This is a genomic window from Streptomyces griseicoloratus, assembly GCF_014534645.1.
GTDB lineage: Bacteria > Actinomycetota > Actinomycetes > Streptomycetales > Streptomycetaceae > Streptomyces > Streptomyces griseicoloratus.
The window spans coordinates 17,112-30,557 of sequence record NZ_JACVQF010000226.1 but is presented as its reverse complement, the minus strand read 5'-3'; the positions used below and the strand labels follow the sequence as shown (position 1 = coordinate 30,557).

Genomic DNA, 13,446 nt, shown 5'->3' with positions numbered 1-13,446 from the left:
GTGCTTTCCAGGTTCCCGCTTCCGCGTTTCCCTTTCCGGCGGTTCCGACTTTATCAGAAGTTCCGGGCCGGTTTCACCGGCCGTTCATTCCGATTCATCGGGGGGCTTCCTTCGGATTCGATGATCCAGGAAGCAGATAGGTTCTCAACCTGCCCTCGGGGGGTAGCCCCCATCTCCAGGCAACTGTTTGAATCTACCTCCCCACGCGCTCCGTGTCAACGGCTCTTGTGGGGCGAAGAGGACAGTAGCAGCTCACCGGGCGTCTGCGCACATCAGGCGGCCGTCGGCACGGTGGCGCTGCGTTCGGCGGCCTCGACGTCCCCCGTGTCACCGGCGCGCACGGCGCGTCGGCCCAGGACGTAGACGTAGGCGAGGAAGGCCAGCTCGGCCAGCACTCCGATGGTGATGCGGGCCCACGTGGGCAGGCCCGATGGGGTGACGAAGCCTTCGATGGCGCCCGAGACGAACAGCACCAGGGCGAGGCCTATGGCCATGCCGATCGCGGCTCGCCCCTCCTCCGCGAGGGCGGTGCGACGGGTGCGCGGGCCCGGGTCGATCAGGGTCCAGCCGAGTCGCAAGCCGGTCCCCGCGGCCACGAAGACGGCGGTCAGTTCGAGCAGGCCGTGCGGGAGCACGAGGCCGAGGAAGGTGTCGAGGCGGCCGGCCGACGACATGAGTCCGAAGCCGACGCCGAGGTTGAGCATGTTCTGGAAGAGGATCCAGATGACCGGGAGGCCCAGGAAGACGCCGAGGATCAGGCACAGGGCGGCGGCCCAGGCGTTGTTCGTCCAGACCTGCGCGGCGAAGGAGGCCGCGGGATGGGTCGAGTAGTACGTCTCGTACTGGCCGCCGGGGCGGGTGAGCTCGCGCAGTTCCGCGGGGGCGGCGATGGTGGACTGCACCTCGGGGTGCGTGCCGATCCACCAGCCCAGGAGGGCCGCGACGGCGGTGGACAGCAGCGCGGTGGGAACCCACCAGTGACGTGCTCTGTAGACGGCGGCCGGGAAACCCTGGGTGAGGAACCGGGTGACGTCGCGCCATGTGGCGCTCCTGGTGCCGGTCACGGCACTGCGCGCTCGTGCCACCAGTTGACTGAGCCGTCCGGTCAGCTGCGGGTCGGGGGCGCTGGACTGGATCAGCGAGAGGTGCGTGGCGGTGCGTTGGTATAGGGCGACGAGTTCGTCCGTCTCGGCACCCGTCAGACGGCGCCGGCGCCGGAGCAGGGCGTCGAGGCGGTCCCACTCCGCTCGGTGGGCGGAGACGAAGACGTCGAGGTCCATCGGTCTGCCTGCTCCTCGGCTGTCGTCGGGGGCTCGTCGTGGATCAGCTTGTCGTACTACTGCGGCGCAGTGCGTCCTCAGCTTGGCAGACTGGCCGTGTCGGGGGCAGGTCAGGGGAAGGGCGGCAGGCGTGAGCGAGCTGGTGACGGGCGAGGCGGTGGCGCTGGAACTGCGCCCGGCGAGGCTGCCCAGCAGGGCGCTGGCCGTGTTGCTCGATCTGGCGGTGGCCGTGGCCCTCTACGTGGTGGTCACGATCGGTCTGGTGGCGTCCACGGCGTCTCTGGACGAGGCGGCGCAGACGGCGCTGTCCATCGCGGCGTTCGTCCTGCTGCTGGTGGGTGTGCCGATCGCGGTCGAGACGCTCAGCCATGGGCGTTCGCTCGGGAAGATGGCTTGCGGGCTGCGTGTGGTGCGGGACGACGGCGGGCCGATCCGCTTCCGGCACGCGCTGGTGCGGGGCCTCATCGGGGTGATCGAGATCCTGACGACGTTCGGTGTGGTGGCCTGTATCGCGTCGCTGGTGTCGGCGCGTGGGCGGCGGCTCGGCGATGTGTTCGCGGGAACTCTGGTCGTGCGGGAGCGGGTGCCGGTCGCACCTGCGGGTTTTCTGCCGCCTCCTCCCCCGTGGCTCGCCGGCCGGTTCTCGGGGCTCGATCTGTCGGCGGTCCCGGACGACCTGTGGCTCGCCGTGCGTCAGTACCTGGCGCGGATGGGGCAGCTGGATCCCCAGGTCGGCTGGGCCATGGCGGAGCGGCTGGCCGGTGATGTCGCGGCTCGGACCGGGTCTCCGGCACCGCAGGGTGTTCCGCCGGCGGCGTACCTGGCGGCGGTGCTGCAGGAACGGCAGGTCCGGGAGGCGCGGAGGGCCTTCGGGAGCGGCGCCGCGGCCGCCGGTGCGGGGGCCGGGCCGGTGGCCTATGGGGGGCCTGCGGCCACGCCCCCGGGGGCTTCCTCACCGATACCGCCGGCAGCTCCGCAGCAGGCGGCCCGGCCGGCCGGACCGCATGTGGGTACGCCTCCGGCGCCCGGGCAGGGTGCCGGTCGTGGCTCCGAGGTGCCGGCGGGGTCGGAGGACGCCCCGTCCGGCCGTGGCTCGTCCACCGGGTTCGCGCCACCGGCCTAGCGGGGCCGCGTCGCCGGCCGGCTCGGTGCCGGTCACGGGAACACGGACGGCGGTGACTCCAGGTCCTCCAGCTCGATGCCGGGGGCGGCGAGCACCACGTCGCCGCTGATGTGGACGGTGTGCTGCTCGCCCGTGTCCAGGGCTGTGACCTGGTATTCGTCCACGATGAGCGGGCCGTTGTCAGTGCCGTGTGCTTCTCTGTTCAGCAAGGCCCAGGACTGGTCCACGGTGCGGGGGGCGAGGACCGGGTCCGTGAAGGCGACGAGGCGCACACGGGTGGCGGATCCGGAGGGGGTGAGGCGCAGGAGACGGGTGGTGGCGACCAGGAAGGCCGGGGAGGTGCCGGTGAAGGCGTGGGCGCGCACATTGCCTTCCGTGGCGTGGATGCCGGCCGGATCGGTGCGGACCCAGGTGACGCCGTCGATGGCGGCGCCGCGTACCTGCCAGCTCGCGGCGTGGAGTTCGAGGCGGATGGGGCGGCCGAGTTCGTCGAGGGCGAGGTCGACGGAGCCGTGGTGGTCGCCGGTCGGCGTGATCAGCTGGGAGACGTAGCGCCAGCCGGAGGGGCCGGGGGCGCACTGGAAGTGTTCTTCTGCGAGGGGGGTGTGATCGTGCGGATCGTGGAGCGAATAACGGCCGCGGGGCATGGGGGTCCTGGGTCCTGACGGGGTGGTCCGGCCGCTGGTCCGCCAACGGGGCAGGCCCCCGGCACGGGGGTGCGGGGGCCTGTCTCGGAGAACCTGCCGCCGGGGAGCGCGTCGGTGCACGGACGTGCTCCGCGGCGGGCCGGTGAGCCGCTGTGTGTGCGGCGCGGTCTCAGTAGCGGTAGTGGTCCGGCTTGTACGGGCCCTCGACCTTGACGCCGATGTATTCGGCCTGCTCGGGGCGGAGCGTGGTCAGCTTCACGCCGAGCGCGTCGAGGTGGAGGCGGGCGACCTTCTCGTCGAGGTGCTTGGGCAGCACGTAGACGTCGGTCGGGTACTCGTCGGGCTTGGTGAACAGCTCGATCTGGGCCAGCGTCTGGTCCGCGAAGGAGTTGGACATCACGAACGACGGGTGGCCGGTGGCGTTGCCCAGGTTCAGCAGGCGGCCCTCGGAGAGGACGATGATCACCTTGCCGTCGGGGAAGGTCCAGGTGTGGACCTGCGGCTTGACCTCGTCCTTGACGATGCCGGGGATCTTGGCGAGGCCGGCCATGTCGATCTCGTTGTCGAAGTGGCCGATGTTGCCGACGATGGCCTGGTGCTTCATCTTGGCCATGTCCGAGGCCATGATGATGTCCTTGTTGCCCGTCGTGGTGACGAAGATGTCGGCCTTGTCGATGACCTCGTCGAGGGTCGTGACCTGGTAGCCGTCCATCGCGGCCTGGAGCGCGCAGATCGGGTCGATCTCGGTGATGATCACGCGGGCGCCCTGTCCGCGCAGGGACTCGGCGCAGCCCTTGCCCACGTCGCCGTAGCCGCAGACGACCGCGGTCTTGCCGCCGATCAGGGTGTCGGTGGCACGGTTGATGCCGTCGATGAGGGAGTGGCGGCAGCCGTACTTGTTGTCGAACTTCGACTTGGTGACGGCGTCGTTGACGTTGATCGCCGGGAACAGGAGGGTGCCCTCGCGCTGCATCTCGTACAGGCGGTGGACGCCGGTGGTGGTCTCCTCGGTCACGCCGCGGATCTCCGACGCCAGCTGGGTCCACTTCTGGGGGTTCTCGCCCAGGGTGCGGGTCAGCAGCTGGAGGATGACGCGGTGCTCGTCGGACTCGGCGGTGTCGGGCGAGGGGACCTTGCCGTCCTTCTCGTACTCGACGCCCTTGTGGACGAGGAGGGTGGCGTCACCGCCGTCGTCCAGGATCATGTTCGGGCCGCCGGTGGGGCTGTCCGGCCAGGTCAGGGCCTGCTCGGTGCACCACCAGTACTCCTCCAGCGTCTCGCCCTTCCAGGCGAAGACCGGGACGCCCTGCGGGTTGTCGGGCGTGCCGTTCGGGCCGACGGCGATGGCGGCCGCGGCGTGGTCCTGGGTGGAGAAGATGTTGCAGGAGGCCCAGCGGACCTGGGCGCCGAGCGCGACCAGGGTCTCGATGAGCACGGCGGTCTGCACGGTCATGTGCAGGGAGCCGGTGACGCGGGCGCCGGCGAGGGGCTGTGCGGCGGCGTACTCCTTGCGGATCGCCATCAGGCCGGGCATCTCGTGCTCGGCGAGGGTGATCTCCTTGCGGCCGAACTCGGCCAGGGAGAGGTCGGCGACCTTGAAGTCCTGTCGGTTGTCGACAGTCGTCATTACGGGCTGCTCCTCGGGTTGGGTCGAGGTGGGTACGGCTGACCTGCGCGGCGGCGGACACAGGGGTGCCCAGAAGAGGACACGGGCATGCCCGCGTGCGCGCAGCGCAGTCCGTCGGAGGCCCTCTCTCCCTCGGTCGGCCCGCGCTGGGGCCGCCCGACCGCCATCAGCAGCGACGTCTGGCTCCGTCCCAAGCTACACCGGTGGGCCCTGCCGTCCCCAGTCCGCCTCCGAAGACATCAGGCCGATCACGAAGCGTCACAGGGGCGGCCGCCGACGCCGACGGGGCCCGCCGAGTTGGTTCGGCGGGCCCCGTGGGCGGAGGTCAGACGCGTGTCAGTGGGGGGTCGGGCCGCCAGGCGTCGCCTCGCGGTCCGGGCCCTTGGCGGCCTCCGCCTCGCTGTAGATGTCCGGTTCGAGGTAGATGACGCGGGCGATCGGGACGGCCTCGCGGATGCGGGCCTCGGCGGCGTCGATGGCGGAGGCGATCTCGGTGGCGGTGCCGTCGTGCCGGACGGCGATCTTCGCGGCGACGAGCAGTTCCTCGGGGCCGAGGTGGAGCGTGCGCATGTGGATGACGCCGGTGACCGTGTCGGCGTCGACGGCCGCGGCCTCGATCTTCTCGACCTCCTCGGCGCCCGCGGACTCGCCGAGCAGCAGGGACTTGGTCTCCGCGGCCAGGACGAGTGCGATCAGGATGAGCAGGACGCCGATGCACAGGGTGCCGATGCCGTCCCAGACGCCGTCGCCGGTGAGCAGGGCGAGGCCGACGCCGCCGAGGGCGAGGATCAGGCCGACGAGGGCGCCGAGGTCCTCCAGCAGGACGACCGGCAGCTCGGGGGCCTTCGCGTGGCGGACGAACTCCTTCCAGGACTTCCCGCCCCGCAGGTGGTTGGACTCCTTGATGGCCGTCCGGAAGGAGAAGGACTCGGCGATGATCGCGAAGACCAGGACGCCCACCGGCCAGTACCAGTGGTCCAGCTCGTGCGGGTGCTTGATCTTCTCGTAGCCCTCGTAGAGGGCGAACATGCCGCCGACCGAGAAGAGCACGATGGAGACGAGGAAGGCGTAGATGTACCGCTCGCGGCCGTAGCCGAAGGGGTGCTGCGGGGTCGCCGCGCGCTGGGCGCGCTTGCCGCCGACCAGCAGCAGCGCCTGGTTGCCGGAGTCCGCGACCGAGTGCACGGACTCGGCGAGCATCGACGACGAGCCGCTGAAGAGGAACGCCACGAATTTCGCTACCGCGATCGCGAGGTTGGCGGCAAGTGCCGCCACGATCGCCTTGGTGCCGCCTGACGCGCTCATGTGCCGCGTTGTCCCTTCGCTTTTCGTCTGCCTGGGTACGCCGTCCGGACCCGGCCGCTGATCGGCTTTGCCCGGCCTTTGCGGTGGGCCATTGTTGCAGCCCGGTGCGGCGTCGGCGCACGGGTCCGATATGTCGTGCCCGCGTCAGAGGCGGACGGTGGCCCGGAAGACCGTGCCGGCCCCCGAGATCTCCGCCGTCTCGCCCGCCGGGACGAAGACCGACCAGCCCGGGGTCAGTTCGTGCTCCCCCGCCCTGACGGTGCCCGCCGTGCAGAGCAGGATCTGCGGGAGGGGGAGGGTGAGGTCGTGGGAGGCGCCGCCCGCGGGAAGGACGTACCGGGACAGGCGGAACTCGTCGGTCGGGGTCTCGTAGACCTCTTCCCCGTCGGGGGACGCCTCCGGGCGCAGGATTCCGGGGTCGCCGGCCTCGAAGCGGACGATGCGCAGCAGTTCGGGGATGTCGACGTGCTTGGGGGTCAGGCCGCAGCGCAGGACGTTGTCGGAGTTGGCCATGATCTCGACGCCGAGGCCGTTGAGGTAGGCGTGCGGGACGCCCGCGCCGAGGAAGAGCGCCTCGCCGGGCTGGAGCCGGACGTGGTTCAGGAGCATCGCGGCGATGACGCCGGGGTCGCCCGGGTAGTGGTGGGCGATGTCGGCGTAGGGCGCGTAGGCACCGCCGAGCCGGGTGCAGGCGGCCGTGGCCTCGGTGACCGTGTGGGACATCTCCTCGGGGTCGGCGGCGAGGATCGCGGTGAGGACCTCGCGCAGGGCCGCCTCCTCGGGATGCGCGTGCAGCAGGTCGACGTACGGCTTGAGGGAGGCGACGCCGAGTCCGTCGAGCAGGCCGGCGGCCTCGTCCGGGCTCCGGAAGCCGCACAGGCCGTCGAACTCGGTGAGGGCGCAGATCAGTTCGGGCTTGTGGTTGGCGTCCTTGTAGTTGCGGTGCGGGGCGTCCACGGGGACGCCGCGGCGCTCCTCGTCCTCGTAGCCCTCCTGGGCCTGCCGCAGGTCGGGGTGGACCTGGAGGGAGAGCGGGGCGCCGGCGGCGAGGAGCTTGAGGAGGAAGGGCAGGCGGGGGCCGAACTTGGCGACGGCGAGGGGGCCCAGTTCCCGCTCGGGGTCGGCGTCGATGACCTCGGCCAGGGTGCCCCGGCCGGTGCGGGAGGGGGCGCCCGGGTGGGCTCCCATCCACATCTCCGCCTGCGGTTCGCCGGTCGGCTTGGTCCCGAGCAGCTCGGGAATCGCGGTGGTGGAACCCCAGGCGTAGGGGCGGACGGTGTTGTCGAGGCGGTCCATGGGCTCTCTCTGCCGGTTCTTCGGTGCGTTGCGCGGTGCGTGGGCGCGGGGCGCGGCTCGGTACGGTTGCGTGTTCCCGCGCGTACGAGATCAGGTGCTTCCCGTACGTACGAGATCAGGCGCCCGAGGCGAGCGCCAGGTAAACGGCGGCGAAATCCGTGATGGCGATCAGTTCGGCGAGGGTCTCCAGCTCGCCGCCCGTCTCCGGCTCGAGTTCGCTGATCGGCGTGTCGTGGCTGAGGGCCAGGTCCCGGGCGGCGGGGGCGGCGGTGAGGCCGCCGATGGGCCGGTCGCGCAGGAGCACCACGCGCGCGTGCAGGGCGGGTGTCTCCTCGACGCGGTCGCGGAAGAAGTCGTCGGGGTCGGCGCCCGCGGCGAGCCGGCCGGCGAGCAGGGTGGCGTGCGCGGCGAGCGCCTCGGGCAGTTCGGCGACGACGGCGGGGGTGCCGGACAGCTCGGCGAGCGCGGCGGCGAAGCGGCGGCCCGCCGGGCCGGCCGAGGTGCCCTCGGTCCATACGACCGGCAGGGCCTCGAAGAGCTCGGCGGCCAGCGTCTTGGCGGGGTTGCTGTACGTCGCGATGGCGGGCCCGCAGCGTTCGGCGACCTGGTCGAGGCGGTCGGCGACCTTCTCCAGGGCCTCGGGCGGGGCGTCGAGGACGCCGGTGCGGTCCAGGAGCGCGAGCAGCGGGGTGAGCAGCGCCCACAGGACGCCGGGGGCGGCGCCGGCGACGGGTTCCTCCTGGTCGTAGGGCGCGGTCGCCATCGGCACGAACAGGCCGCGGGAGCCGTTCACCGACTCGCTGAGCGGAGAACCGGCGGGGGCCACGGCGACGACCGTGCAGCCGCGGCGGTACGCCTGCTCGACGAGCAGGGACAGGCCCGGTTCGGTGCCGTCGGGCGTGGCGATCAGCAGGAGGTCCACGGAGCCGGCCCAGCCGGGCAGTTCCCAGCGCAGCGCGCCCGCGGCGGGGGCGACGCCGCTGGGGGCCAGGCGGGTGACGGGGCTGCCGGCGCCGGCGAGCGTGCCGAGGAGGTCGGCGGTGTGGGTGGCGGCTGCGCCGGGGCCGGCGATCAGGACGGCGCGGGGGCGGCCGTCCGGGCGCAGGCCGGTGATGCCGGCCTCGGCGGCGTGCCGGGCCGCGGTGCGCACGCGGGCGCCCGCCTCGGCGGCGCCGCGGAGCAGGCCACGGCGGTCGGCCTCGGCGAGCCCGTCGGGGGCGTCGAGCAGCGATTCGTCGAGCATGGCGGCAGTCTCCGATCGCCGGGGCGTCGTCAGTAGCGGATGCCGGGTGGTCGCTTTCGCGGTGGTGGTCGGCCGTTGCCGGTCAGCGGTCGCGGTTGCCCGTTGCCGGGTGCCCAGTGGCTGCCACCTGCGGTCGGTCCCGGTCAACGGTCACCAGTCACTGGTCACCGGTGGCGGGTCGGCCGTTGCCGGTGGCCCGGTCACTGGTCACCGAGCGCGGGTCGGCCGTTGCCGGTCACCGGTGGTCGGTCACTCGGGGCGGCGGGCCTCGTCGACGAGGAGGACGGGGATGCCGTCGCGCACCGGGTACGCCAGGCCGCAGTCCTGGCCGGTGCAGATCAGCTCGGCGTCCTGCTCCTTGAGGGGGGCGTGGCAGGCCGGGCAGGCGAGGATCTCCAGGAGGCCGGCTTCGAGCGGCATGGGGGTTCCCTTCGGGGGCGGCGTGGTCTGTGCGGATGTGCTGGTCAGCGTACCGCCGTGCGGGGGCGGGCGCCGGGGTTGGGCGGGCGGCGCGGGTGAGGCGGACCGGGCGCGTCCCGGCTCAGCCCCTGATGATCGCCAGGACCTCGTCCCGGACCCTCGTCATCGTCGCCTCGTCGCGCGCCTCGGCGTTCAGGCGCAGCAGGGGCTCGGTGTTGGAGGGGCGGACGTTGAACCACCAGTCGGCGGTGGTGACCGTCAGGCCGTCCAGCTCGTCCAGGGTGACGCCGTCCCGGCCCTCGTACGCGGCCCTGATCGCGGCGAGGCGGCCGGCCTGGTCGTCGACGGTGGAGTTGATCTCGCCGGAGCCGGCGTAGCGGTCGTACCGGTCGACCAGGCCGGACAGCGGGCCGTCCTGTCCGCCGAGGGCCGCCAGGACGTGGAGGGCGGCCAGCATGCCCGTGTCGGCGTTCCAGAAGTCGCGGAAGTAGTAGTGCGCGGAGTGCTCGCCGCCGAAGATGGCGCCGGTCCTGGCCATCTCGGCCTTGATGAAGGAGTGGCCCACGCGCGTGCGTACCGGCGTGCCCCCGTGCTCCTCGACGACCTCCGGCACGGACCAGGACGTGATCAGGTTGTGGATGACGGTGCCCTTGCCGCCGTTGCGGGCCAGCTCGCGGGAGGCCACGAGGGCCGTGATCGCGGACGGGGGGACCGGGTCGCCGTTCTCGTCGACGACGAAGCAGCGGTCGGCGTCGCCGTCGAAGGCGAGGCCGAGGTCGGCGCCCTCCTGGCGGACCCGGTTCTGCAGGTCGACGAGGTTGGCCGGGTCGAGCGGGTTGGCCTCGTGGTTGGGGAAGGTGCCGTCCAGTTCGAAGTACATCGGGACGAGGTCGAGGGGCAGGCCGGCGAAGACCGACGGAACCGTGTGGCCGCCCATGCCGTTGCCCGCGTCGACGACGACCTTCAGGGGGCGGATGGCGGTGAGGTCGACGAGGGAGCGCAGGTGGGCCGCGTAGTCGGCGAGCGTGTCCCGGCGTGTGACCGTGCCCGGGCGGGCCGCCGGCTCGGGGGCGCCCGAGGCGCTCCAGCGCTCGACGAGTTCGCGGATCTCGGCGAGACCGGAGTCCTGGCCGACCGGGGCGGCGCCCATGCGGCACATCTTGATGCCGTTGTACTGCGCCGGGTTGTGCGAGGCCGTGAACATCGCGCCCGGCAGGTTCAGCGCGCCGGAGGCGTAGTACAGCTGGTCCGTGGAGCACAGGCCGATCTCGGTGACGTCGGCGCCGCGGGCCGCCGCCCCGCGCGCGAAGGCGCCGGACAGCCCGGGGGACGAGGGCCGCATGTCGTGCCCGACCACGACGGCGCTCGCGCCGGTCAGCTCGACGAAGGCCGCGCCGAACAGCTCGGCGGTCGACTCGTCCCACTGGTCCGGGACCACACCGCGTACGTCGTACGCCTTCACGATCTGCGACAGATCAGCAGCCACGGCCAACCTTCCTGAAAGTCCTGTCGGTGCCCACAAACTACCCGCAACCACTGACAGGGCGCCGTGCGGCCGCCGAGGTCAGGGCAGCATCCAGCCCAGCACCGGGGAGGACTGGCCGACCACGATCAGACACATCACCAGCAGCAGGCCCGCGCTCCAGGGCAGCACCTTGCGCAGCAGGTCGCCCTCGCGCCCGGCGAGTCCGACGGCCGCGCAGGCGATGGTGAGGTTCTGCGGGGAGATCATCTTGCCGAGGACGCCACCCGAGCTGTTGGCGGCGGCCAGCAGCTCGGGCGACAGGCCCGACTCCCGGGCGGCGGTCACCTGCAGGGCGCCGAAGAGCGCGTTGGCCGAGGTGTCCGAGCCGGAGACGGCGACGCCGAACCAGCCGAGCACCGGGGACAGGAAGGCGAGCCCGGCGCCGGCGGCGGCCACGAAGTGGCCGATGGTGGCGGCCTGTCCGGAGAGGTTCATGACGTAGGCGAGGGCCAGCACGGAGGTCACGGTGAGGATTGCGAACCGCAGTTCGTGCACGGTCGCGGCCCACTCCTTCACCGCCACGCGCGCGTGCACGCCGAGAACGACGGCCGTGACCACCCCGGCGAACAGGACGAGCGTGCCGCCGGTGGAGACGATGGGCCAGGAGAAGACGTTGCCGCCGACCGGATCGCCGTCCGGACCGGCCACGTGCAGGAACGGCCAGTCGTACGTCTGCGTGGCCCTGGCCAGCCAGTCCTTGACCGCGGGGATCTGCGCGACGGAGAAGACGGCGACGATCAGCGCGTACGGTGCGTAGGCGCGCAGCACCTCCCGGCCGGGGTCCTCCTCGTCCAGCTCCTCGCTGCGGACGCCGGTCAGCACGGCGGCCCGTACGGGCTCGGCGGCGGGCCGGCGCGCGTGCGGTACGGCGACCAGGGCGCCGGCACCGGCCAGAGCCGCGCCGATGTCGGCGAGCTGGGCGGAGACGTAGTTGGCGGCGGCGAACTGGGCGACCGCGAAGGCGACACCGCACGCCAGCGCGGGCACCCAGGTCTCGCGCAGTCCGCGCCGGCCGTCCACCAGCCCGACCAGCACGAGGGGGACGACGAGGGCCAGCAGGGGCGTCTGCCGGCCCACCACGGAGGCGACGTCGTCCAGCGGCAACCCGGTGACCTGGGCCAGCGTCACCACGGGGGTGCCCATCGCGCCGAAGGCCACCGGTGCGGTGTTGGCGACCAGCGACACGACCGCCGCGCGCACGGGGTCGAAGCCGAGGGCCACGAGCATGACCGAGCAGATGGCGACGGGCGCCCCGAACCCGGCGAGCGCCTCCAGCAGGGCGCCGAAGCAGAAGGCGACGACCAGGGCCTGGATGCGCGGGTCGTCGGACAGCCGCCCGAAGGAGCGGCGCAGGATGTCGAAGTGCCGGGTGCGGACGGTCATCCGGTAGACCCACAGGGCGTTGACGACGATCCACATGATGGGGAAGAGCCCGAACACGGCTCCCTGGGCGGCGCTGGAGACCGTCTGGTCCAGCGGCATGCCGTAGGCGAGCCAGGCGACGAGGACGGCCGCCAGGAGGCCGGTGAGTCCCGCGAGGTGGGCCTTCATGCGGACGCCGCCGAGCAGCACGAGGACGGTCACCAGGGGCAGGGCCGCCACGAGGGCGGACAGGCCGAGCGAACCGGCCACGGGTTCCAGTTCCTGCACGTACACGGGCGCCTCCCCGGATTCCGCCATGCGAAAGCGATTTCTCGCGGCTCCCGGAATGGTCGTGTCCGCGACAAGCAGACGTCAATGGGTGTGCGGGAAGTGGGAAGTGCGGGAGACGTGAAGGGGCCGGACGGAAATCAGTTGTCCGGCGAGCGCAGCACCCGCAGATGCCCCCGTCGCGCGACCTCCATCGGGTCGGCCGCGCGCGCCCCGCCGCCGGCCTCGGCCGCCCGCTCCTGGGGGCGGGCCGCCTCGCGCACCGCGTTGGCAAGCGCTTCCAGGTCGTCGCCGCTGGGGCGGGCCGGGGCCGAGCCGTCGAGGAGCCGGACGACCTCCCAGCCGCGCGGGGCGGTGAGGCGCTCGGAGTGCTCGGCGCACAGGTCGTAGCAGTGGGGTTCGGCGTAGGTGGCGAGCGGGCCGAGGACCGCGGTCGAGTCGGCGTAGACGTACGTCAGCGTCGCGACGGCGGGACGGCCGCAGGCGGTGCGCGAACAGCGACGTACAGGGCTCACGACGTTGGACGGTACCGCACTCTTGAGCGGGCCGCGACGACTCCCCACCAGGTCACACCTCCGTGTCGCGGTGTGAAACGCCCCACACACCCCCCTGGCCACACCGCACTGACCTGCGCGAACGTGCCTTTTCGGAATTTCGGACGACCTTGGAACCGGTCATGACCCGTCACAAACAGCGACATTTGCCATGAGATCCATGGTCTCGGAGAGATACGGAATTGAGCCCAACCTTGGCTGGAATGGTCATCCGGCGACATGCGGTGCGGGTCCCTCCGGCCCTGTCCGGCGTGCCGTGTGCGGACCGGCGCGCGGACCCGGCGGGGACTACGCTTCACCAGTGATGGACAACCCCGTGACGCCCCGTGCCGCCGGCCCCGGGCCCCGCCGTCGTGATCGCCACGGCCGGGGCATGCGCGGCCCGATCGCACCACCGCAGGTACCGCTCGCCGCGAGCCGCGCCGATGTGTTCGCGGATCTGGTGCAGGACTCCGTGGAGCGGCTGGAGCGGCGGTGGCCGCAGCTCCAGGACATCGATTTCCTGGTCCTGGAGGTGCCCCGGCTGGACGGGCCCGGACAGGTCTGGAGCGACGAGGCGGTCCCGCTCGGCGGCACGGTTCCCTCGCGGGACGGACGGCGGGCGCGGGTGGTCGTGTACCGGCGGCCGGTCGAGATCCGGACCAAGGGCCGCGACGAGCGGGCGGCGCTGGTGCACGAGGTGGTCGTCGAGCAGGTCGCCGAGTTGCTCGGGCTGACGCCGGAGACCGTGGATCCGCGGTACGGGGAGGACTGAGCGGCGGGCACCGCGGGGCCGG

At 72.4% G+C, this 13,446-nt stretch carries 12 protein-coding genes; 2 read left to right on the top strand and 10 right to left on the bottom strand.

Features of this window, described 5'->3' with window-relative positions; genetic code table 11:
* Window positions 1-272: 272 nt before the first annotated feature.
* Entirely contained in the window at window positions 273-1,280 is a 1,008-nt protein-coding gene (locus H0H10_RS33010) for a stage II sporulation protein M (protein WP_188184851.1), read from the bottom strand.
* Between the two features lie 130 nt (window positions 1,281-1,410).
* On the opposite strand from H0H10_RS33010, the gene H0H10_RS33005 reads away from it, so the two are divergent.
* Window positions 1,411-2,403, top strand: coding sequence for an RDD family protein (locus tag H0H10_RS33005; protein ID WP_188184850.1), 993 nt, complete (start codon window positions 1,411-1,413; stop codon window positions 2,401-2,403).
* 32 nt (window positions 2,404-2,435) lie between these two features.
* Here the strand turns inward: H0H10_RS33005 and H0H10_RS33000 are convergent, their stop codons facing one another.
* The 9 genes from H0H10_RS33000 to H0H10_RS32960 form a co-directional block, all read right to left on the bottom strand.
* Window positions 2,436-3,050 carry a hypothetical protein gene (locus tag H0H10_RS33000; RefSeq protein ID WP_188184849.1) on the bottom strand — a complete coding sequence of 205 codons (615 nt, stop codon included), beginning with the start codon at window positions 3,048-3,050 and terminating at the stop codon, window positions 2,436-2,438.
* Between the two features lie 169 nt (window positions 3,051-3,219).
* Entirely contained in the window at window positions 3,220-4,677 is a 1,458-nt protein-coding gene (gene ahcY / locus H0H10_RS32995; RefSeq protein WP_188184848.1) for an adenosylhomocysteinase, read from the bottom strand.
* A gap of 336 nt (window positions 4,678-5,013) precedes the next feature.
* On the bottom strand, window positions 5,014-5,982 hold the full coding sequence (locus tag H0H10_RS32990) for a cation diffusion facilitator family transporter (protein WP_188184847.1): 969 nt from the start codon (window positions 5,980-5,982) through the stop codon (window positions 5,014-5,016).
* A 144-nt stretch (window positions 5,983-6,126) separates the two neighbouring features.
* Window positions 6,127-7,278, bottom strand: a complete 1,152-nt coding sequence (gene manA, locus H0H10_RS32985) for a mannose-6-phosphate isomerase, class I (RefSeq protein ID WP_188184846.1) — start codon at window positions 7,276-7,278, stop codon at window positions 6,127-6,129.
* 115 nt (window positions 7,279-7,393) lie between these two features.
* Window positions 7,394-8,521 carry an SIS domain-containing protein gene (locus H0H10_RS32980; protein ID WP_188184845.1) on the bottom strand — a complete coding sequence of 376 codons (1,128 nt, stop codon included), beginning with the start codon at window positions 8,519-8,521 and terminating at the stop codon, window positions 7,394-7,396.
* 249 nt (window positions 8,522-8,770) lie between these two features.
* Window positions 8,771-8,941, bottom strand: a complete 171-nt coding sequence (locus H0H10_RS32975; protein WP_007450268.1) for a Trm112 family protein — start codon at window positions 8,939-8,941, stop codon at window positions 8,771-8,773.
* Window positions 8,942-9,062: 121 nt separating this feature from the next.
* The gene (locus H0H10_RS32970; protein ID WP_188184844.1) at window positions 9,063-10,427 is read right to left on the bottom strand and encodes a phosphomannomutase/phosphoglucomutase; all 1,365 of its coding nucleotides are present in this window, start codon (window positions 10,425-10,427) and stop codon (window positions 9,063-9,065) included.
* A 78-nt stretch (window positions 10,428-10,505) separates the two neighbouring features.
* A complete protein-coding gene (locus H0H10_RS32965; RefSeq protein ID WP_188184853.1) occupies window positions 10,506-12,122 on the bottom strand; it encodes an L-lactate permease in 1,617 nt (538 codons plus the stop codon).
* A gap of 134 nt (window positions 12,123-12,256) precedes the next feature.
* Complete coding sequence (locus H0H10_RS32960; protein WP_188184843.1) at window positions 12,257-12,679, bottom strand: DUF3499 domain-containing protein; 423 nt, start codon at window positions 12,677-12,679, stop codon at window positions 12,257-12,259.
* A gap of 295 nt (window positions 12,680-12,974) precedes the next feature.
* Here H0H10_RS32960 and H0H10_RS32955 point away from each other — a divergent pair, with 295 nt between their 5' ends.
* Window positions 12,975-13,424: a metallopeptidase family protein gene (locus H0H10_RS32955; protein WP_188184852.1), complete on the top strand. Its 450-nt coding sequence runs from the start codon at window positions 12,975-12,977 to the stop codon at window positions 13,422-13,424.
* Window positions 13,425-13,446 lie beyond the last annotated feature (22 nt).